The following is a 7600-nucleotide window of genomic DNA, read 5'->3' as shown; positions in this document are numbered from 1 at the left end:
AGCATTGCACCAACAAGAGATTTAAACATGCAGGTAATGAATATAAATAATTAAAATAATGACGTTAAAAATAGGTTTATCTGAGAAGTTGCTCGATTTCTTTATCGAATAAGTTCTTAATAAGCCCTGAGAACTCAGTGATAAAAATACTCTGCTCCGCCGTAGCATTATGCTTAGCGACACTGGCGAGAATTTCTTCAAGATCATAAACAATGGCATCAATTTCTCGAATGATGTCATTTCTTTGTTCAAATGAAAGCTTGGGGTTTTGACCACATACCATGATGATTTGGGCTGATAACTGATCTTCAAATAATTCTAAAACCGTTTGATTGTTAATGCTGCTGGCTTCAGACTTTTCAAATAGGCCTAAATGTTCAGTTAAATATTGAATTAGATGAATATAACCGTCTTTATCTGTGACCATTACTTACCTTAATGAGGTGGCTTTTGTATGTGATTCACACAAAAGCCACAATTCGTTTTATTGCGATAACGTTAATACAAACGACACGGGTACCGCTAAGCTTATACTGCCAAGGCCAGCGATTTCGCGCAACTTATTCACCCCGTCAGTTAAACCAAAATCTGCCGCTTGCACAATGACAGGAGACATACTGGTCACTACCATTTTTGTGTCTGATAATTTAGCGATCAACACATCAAATGATTGTTTCTTGGTTTTACCATGTAACTCAATTGTGCCATCAATTTGGGTCACTAACGTTGAGCCAACACTCAAATCAGCCACGAGTTGTGGATTAACCATCGAACTTAACTGTAGTTGCGGATATTTAGCCACTTCAAATAACATGGCCTGCATGCGTTCATCACGTATTTCAATACCGGTATCAACACTGACCAAATCAATCGTTAAGTTAAAGGCCCCTGCTGAGGTCAAATTACCACTGACTTGTTTAAAATCATGTACTTCAGCAACATCGGCTTGTTTAATTGAAATGAAGCTCACTTTTGAATGCGCTTGTTTCACTTGCCAATCTGCGGCCAACACTGAGGTGCTGAGTAATACTAATGGTAATACTGCGATCCATTTTTTCATCATTAATCCTTTTTGTGAATAAAAACAGTTAAATTATAGATTAAATTTTCTTAACTGGCTGGAACGCTATTATTATCACCATGATTCCGGTAAGGGTGAAACCTTGCTCTATACAACGACTCAAGAAATTTTTACAAGCGACTCAACCATTTATCTAATGCTTGCCCAAAAGCGTGTTTATCGGCTTGTGAAAAACTATTGGGCCCTGCAGTATGCACGCCGCTGCTTCTTAGCTCTTCCATAAAATCTCTCATGGTCAAACGTTGTTTTATGTTATCAACGGTATAGATATCACCGCGGGGATTAAACACCACGGCGCCTTTTTCAATGGCATCTGCCGCTAACGGAATATCACCGGTAATAACTAAATCACCACTATTTAATTGCTTAACAATGTAATTATCAGCTTCATCAAAACCTGAGCTGACTCTGACCACAGAAATATTAGCCGATGCTGGCACGCGGATCAGTTGATTGGCCACTAATATCAATGGCACTTTTTTGCGGTCGGCGGCGCGAAATAGCATTTCTTTAACCGGATTAGGACAGGCGTCGGCATCAACCCAAATTGTTTTACTCATTCATTTTCTCGTCAATTTTTATCAGTACACATCAAACTTGCACGCAATTTAAGCCGTTTATCAAGGCGCAAGTCTATCGATAAGCCAATCGCTATCTTGTTTTTGATAAATAAAACGGTCATGCAAGCGGCGCTCGCCACCTTGCCAAAACTCAATACTGTCAGCTTTTACGCGGTAACCGCCCCAAAACTTTGGCAACGGCACTTCACCTTTGGCAAATTTATTCTTCATCTCATTAAATTTAACTTCAAGGGCTTGTCTTGCGCTAATTTTACTGGACTGTTTTGACACCCATGCAGCTATTTGACTGTCTTTAGGGCGGCTCATAAAGTACTTAGTCACTTCAAGCATGGATAACGGCTCTGCCACGCCAGTGACGGCGACTTGGCGCTCTAATGGATGCCATGGAAACAACAAACTGATTTTGGCATTGTGAGCCAATTGAGTGGCTTTACGGCTTTCTAGATTGGTGAAGAAAACAAAGCCATCATCATCAAACTTTTTTAATAGCACAATTCGTTGGAAAGGTTGCCCATGCTCATCAACAGTGGCTACGCACATAGCGGTTGGATCGGTTAATTGCGCGTCTTTGGCTTGCTCAATCCAAGTTTCAAATAACGTCATTGGATTAGCAGGGAGATCATTGCGCCTTAAACCACCTTGAGTATATTCACGGCGGATATCTGTTAAATCATTCATATCTTTGCTAAACCTCGTTAGATGCAACTGTCTTTGTATATGTTGCCATTATACTCACGAACACTGATATATGATCATGACAATATTGACAAATATTATCAGCATTGAAAAACAATTCATTTCCGATAAAAAAAACCAACGATGAACGTTGGTTTTATAAAGGAGCATTTTAAGTGTTTAGTCGTTAATTTAAGACTAATTTGCTACTATTTTTTTACTAAACCTTTGCCTGCAGCCCAAACGTGGAGCATTTCCAGCCCTAAGGTTGCCCCAGCTAAAGCGGTAATATCAGCAGAATCATAGGCTGGTGCTACTTCAACTACGTCCATACCAACTATGTTCATGCCACGTAAGCCGCGGATGATCTTCATCGCTTTATCACTGGTTAAGCCACCACAAACTGGCGTACCAGTACCTGGCGCGTAAGCAGGATCTAAACAATCAATATCAAAGGTCACATAAAGCGGCATATCGCCCACTCTCGCTTTAATTTGTTCGACAATTTGTTCAGCAGTTAAATCATTGGCCTGTGCAGCATCAATCACTTTAAATAGATGATCGGCGGCATTAAATTCAGTACGAATACCAATCTGAATTGAATTTTCAGGCGCAATTAAACCTTCATTAGGCGCATGATAAAACATAGTGCCATGGTCGTATTTACTGCCTTGGCTATATGTATCGGTATGTGCATCAAAATGCAGCAAAGCCATTTTGCCGTACTTTTTATGATGAGCACGCAGCAGTGGTAAAGTCACAAAGTGATCGCCACCAAAACTGAGTAGTGCTTTATCTGCATCAAGAATACGGGTGGCAAACGCTTCTAAACGGCTGGTGAAATCTTCTTGATCGCCACAATCAAACACTAAGTCGCCAGCATCAACAATATTGATGGTTTCGCTTAAGCTGAAATCCCATGGCCAACGAGTTTCTTCCCACGCAAGGTTGACTGATGCACGGCGAATGGCTTCAGGGCCCATGCGGCCACCAGAGCGACCCGTGGTGGCCATATCGAAAGGCAAACCAATAACCACCACATCGGCATCGGTTTCAGTGGGTTTAAAATCTAATGGCTGACGTAAGTAGCCAAATGCATTTGAATACAAAGAGTAATCTGCTTTTTCAGCAAAAGTGCTCATAAAAATCTCCGTAATGGCTTAAGCCAATAACTACAAATATTCTGGGATCAACACTTCATGACAAAGCTGCTGATAATGACTGAAATCAATGGTATAGCCTTGCTCAGTAGCTAATGAGCAACTTCCTAAACATAGATGTTCAGGGAACCCCTGAGTATTTCTCGGGGAGTTAAAGCCAATCACATCCCAGCTACCAGGGTTGAGAATGCCCAATAACTTGCCATAAACATCAACAGGATAATCTGCAAGATTGAGATTCGTTTCAAAGCTCACATAGGAGCTTTTTTCTTGCGGGGTGATATGAATGGTGAAATAGGACTCATCTTTGATGCCATTGATGGAATAACCAAAAGGCTCAAATAAAAAGTCATCAATAATAAAATCAGGAAATAGCACCGACAATTCAAGCAAGTCACGAATACCCTGTGCAGACTGATCTACGCCACGTAAATAATTCGCTGCTGCGCCATTAATGTGATACATCAATAGTTCATTAGTGACGTCAGTTGTTGGCGCAATAAATGGCTTTTTAGTACTGAACAAATAATGATGATGCGAGTCTAAGTGACCAATGCGATAGGCATTTCCGGTTACTGTTTGACGAATTTTAGTCAAATCTTCTTTAAATGAACTTGATTGTAAATGCGACAAATACTCGTTTTTACGCTGGTAACTGGCAAAAGCAATTGCTTGCTCCCCAACGTGGTCGATAAATGACATAACCGCATCAGCAAGGGTTGTCGTGCCGCACGTTAGCATCACAAAGCGATCATCCCAAACAAATAAGCTCGACTCGCTAAGCAAGTAGGCGTCGCAATAATCATTACTCACTGAAGATAAAATTTCAGCATTGGCACAAGCAACGATACCAGCCCAAAAAGGCTGGCCCAAATGCCGTAATCTAACATTGGAGTCAGCAATGATGACTTCAATTTTCTTTTCTGAACCTTCAAAAAACATAAATTAAACCTAAAACAGCGGCGCGCATTATCCGCGCCGCAAAAACACTTTTACGAGAAATCTTCTAAATAGGTATAACCTTTTAGACCTAACTGTAACTCTTCCAAAATTGATGCTCTTTCATCTTCAGCAATATGCTGATTCACAAGCTCTTCATAGGTACGCATAAATGCAACTGCATCAAGATTGACATAACGCAGCACATCAGCAACGGTATCGCCAGCCAACACAGACTCAATATTAGGTAAGCCATTGTCTTCTACACGCACAACCGCAGAATTGGTATCACCAAATAAGTTATGCATATCACCTAAAATTTCTTGATAAGCACCGACCATGAAAAAGCCAATCAAATATGGACTTTCAGCTGACCATGCAGGCACAGGTAACGTCGTTTCAATGCCTTGGCCATCAACATATTGATCAACAATACCGTCTGAATCACAGGTAATATCAAGCATGACCGCGCGTCTTTCAGGTGGCTTATCTAAACCGCTTAACGGCAATATTGGGAACACCTGATCAATCCCCCAAGCATCTGGAATTGATTGAAATAATGAAAAGTTAACAAAGAACTTATCTGCTAATTTTTCATTCAACTCATCAATAATAGGGCGATGGAAACGGTTATTATTACTTAATAAGCTTTTAAGTGCATGACAAACACGTAAATTGGTTTGCTCAGCCCAAGCGCGCTGCATTAAGGTCAATTGACCCATTGAGAATAATGAATGCGCTTCAGCAATATCACTTTGCGTATCATGATAAATTTCGATAATGGCGCGGCTATCTGGGCGCTCACTCATATCCGTCCATGACATCCACATGTTGTGCAGTAACTGCGGCGCACTCTCTTCAGGCGGATGGATCTCTTCAGGATAGTATGACTCGGTGCCAATCACATCAGTAATTAACACGGCATGATGCGCGGTTAAATGGCGACCTGATTCTGAAATAATTCGTGGCATAGGTTGGTCGTACTCATTACAAATATCGGTTAACACATTAACGATATTGTTAGCGTACTCAGCTAAGCCGTAATTCATCGAGTTATTACTTTGGCTTCGGGTACCATCATAATCTACGGCTAAACCACCACCGACATCGAAAGTATCAATCAAGGCGCCCATTTCACGTAATTCACAATAAAAACGTGCGGCTTCACTCACACCTTGGCGAATATCGCGAATATTGGCAATTTGCGAACCTAAGTGGAAATGGATAAGTTGCAATGATTCCATCTTATCGACGCGCTTTAACTCATTGAGCACTTTTAGTACTTGAGCTGCAGATAAACCAAATTTGGATTTTTCGCCGCCACTGGCTTGCCACTTGCCTTTACCTTGGAAAGCTAAACGGGTACGTAAACCTAAACGTGGTGTCACCCCAAGTTTTGCTGACTCTTCGAGAATTAGCTTAAGCTCTGAATACTTCTCAATGACGATATAAACTTTATGACCTAGCTTTTCACCAATTAAGGCTAAGCGAACATACTCTTTATCTTTATAGCCGTTACAAACAATAACTGAGCTGGCTTTTTGCGCCATCGCCAGTACCGCCATTAATTCAGGTTTACTACCTGCTTCAAGGCCAAGTTGTGGCACTTCTTTAGACTTTTGACTGGCAAGAATTTCTTCAACTACGGTTTGCTGTTGATTCACTTTGATCGGATAAACTAATAAATAGTCATTCTGATACTCGTATTTTTGTATAGCGGCATTAAACGCATCACATAAGTTTTCAACTCGGCGATGCAAAATTTGCGGAAAACGAACTAATACAGGTAACGACACCCCAGCTTTAACCATATCTTTGGCGAGTTCATTTAAGCCAATGGTACAGTTTTGTTTGGATGGATCTGGAGTAACAGTCACTTCGCCATCATCTGCAATACCAAAATACTGCTGGCTCCAATGAGTCACGTTATAGCTTGCACGTGCATTTTCGATAGACCAATCTTTCATATTTTTTATTCCGTCTATATCAAGCAAATTATGCAGTGGTTACTTGCGCACTTTTGACTGCATTTTCTACAAAAGCTGGCAATGCAAAACTTGCCATATGAAGAGCAGGCGTATAATAACGAGTATTAATGTTTGCCGTCTCGAACCGTTGGGTTAATGTTGCTAAATCTTGCTGTCTGGCACACACATTATCGGTAGCCCACGCAAATGCCATGGTGCCACCAATATAAGTCGGTACTGCTGCAGTGTAAAACCAGCAGTCTTTTACATAAGGGCTCATTCTACGAACCGTATCTTGTATTTCTTCAGGCTGTAAAAAAGCCACACCGTTTTGGGCCACAAAAATCCCCTGCTCAGTTAAGCAGCGTTTACAATTTTCATAAAATGGTGAACTAAACAGTACTTCACCAGGCCCCACCGGATCAGTGCAATCAGAGATAATCACATCAAACTTGTCTTGGCATTGGGCAATAAAATGCATGCCATCATCAATGACCAAGTTTACTCTTGGGTCTTCAAACGCACCTTGAGAATGCTGCGGGAAATAGGTTTTACACATCTCAACCACATTAGCATCGATCTCAACCATAGTAACCTGCTCAATCGCGCTATGTTTAAGCACTTGCCTTAGCATACCGCCATCGCCGCCACCAATAATGAGTACTCGTTTGGCTTTACCATGGGCAATAATAGGTACATGAGTCATCATTTCATGATAAACAAATTCATCTTTTTCAGTGGTTTGAATCGCACCATTTAACGCCATAACACGGCCAAATGTTTTATTTTCAAAAATACTTAAATGCCACTGCTGTGTTTTTTGTTCAAACAAAACCTGCTCAACCTCAAAATACTGACCATAGCCAGCGTGCAATGTTTCGTAATAAATATCTGATTTGTTTATCATGTTATAAAAGTCCAACGTGGTTATTTTTGTAATAACACCACGTAGAAATAAGTGAGCAAAAAGAGTCATACAAAGCGACCAAAACGATGTGGTCATGAACGACTCAGTTAATAGCAAACAATCAAGCCTCAATACCTGCTGTGCGCTAGCCATAAACATAGCAAACAGTCTCACGGTTATGACACAACAGAAACTTGAAAAGTGCAAATAAAAAAGCGGCGCAATTAAACCCTGCTAACCGGTTAAATGCAAGCAAGAAAAATCCATTTTAATATAAAAATATCTTAATA

8 protein-coding genes are annotated in these 7600 nt (G+C 40.7%); all 8 read right to left on the bottom strand.

The genetic code is table 11. From position 1 onward, the window contains the following. Positions 1-76: 76 nt before the first annotated feature. The 8 genes from BCU91_RS06935 to speE all read right to left on the bottom strand — a co-directional run bounded on the left by BCU91_RS06935 (position 77) and on the right by speE (position 7310). Positions 77-427 carry a DUF3802 family protein gene (locus BCU91_RS06935; RefSeq protein WP_102438251.1) on the bottom strand — a complete coding sequence of 117 codons (351 nt, stop codon included), beginning with the start codon at positions 425-427 and terminating at the stop codon, positions 77-79. Between the two features lie 57 nt (positions 428-484). Next, positions 485-1060: a YceI family protein gene (locus BCU91_RS06930; RefSeq protein WP_076537515.1), complete on the bottom strand. Its 576-nt coding sequence runs from the start codon at positions 1058-1060 to the stop codon at positions 485-487. A 131-nt stretch (positions 1061-1191) separates the two neighbouring features. After that, positions 1192-1641: a YaiI/YqxD family protein gene (locus BCU91_RS06925; RefSeq protein WP_102438255.1), complete on the bottom strand. Its 450-nt coding sequence runs from the start codon at positions 1639-1641 to the stop codon at positions 1192-1194. A 60-nt stretch (positions 1642-1701) separates the two neighbouring features. Continuing rightward, on the bottom strand, positions 1702-2340 hold the full coding sequence (pdxH, locus tag BCU91_RS06920) for a pyridoxamine 5'-phosphate oxidase (RefSeq protein ID WP_102531174.1): 639 nt from the start codon (positions 2338-2340) through the stop codon (positions 1702-1704). 206 nt (positions 2341-2546) lie between these two features. Next, the gene (gene speB / locus BCU91_RS06915; protein ID WP_102519666.1) at positions 2547-3479 is read right to left on the bottom strand and encodes an agmatinase; all 933 of its coding nucleotides are present in this window, start codon (positions 3477-3479) and stop codon (positions 2547-2549) included. A 30-nt stretch (positions 3480-3509) separates the two neighbouring features. Beyond that, on the bottom strand, positions 3510-4439 hold the full coding sequence (locus BCU91_RS06910) for an adenosylmethionine decarboxylase (protein WP_102438261.1): 930 nt from the start codon (positions 4437-4439) through the stop codon (positions 3510-3512). Positions 4440-4489: 50 nt separating this feature from the next. After that, positions 4490-6403, bottom strand: coding sequence for a biosynthetic arginine decarboxylase (speA, locus tag BCU91_RS06905; RefSeq protein ID WP_102438263.1), 1914 nt, complete (start codon positions 6401-6403; stop codon positions 4490-4492). A 28-nt stretch (positions 6404-6431) separates the two neighbouring features. Beyond that, positions 6432-7310 carry a polyamine aminopropyltransferase gene (speE, locus tag BCU91_RS06900; protein ID WP_198589280.1) on the bottom strand — a complete coding sequence of 293 codons (879 nt, stop codon included), beginning with the start codon at positions 7308-7310 and terminating at the stop codon, positions 6432-6434. Between the last annotated feature and the right edge of the window lie 290 nt (positions 7311-7600).

The organism is Shewanella sp. 10N.286.52.B9 (genome assembly GCF_002873635.1).
In the GTDB taxonomy this organism is placed as follows: Bacteria; Pseudomonadota; Gammaproteobacteria; order Enterobacterales; family Shewanellaceae; genus Shewanella.
The sequence above is the reverse complement of the archived record's forward strand: the minus strand, read 5'-3'. Positions and strand labels throughout refer to the sequence as shown.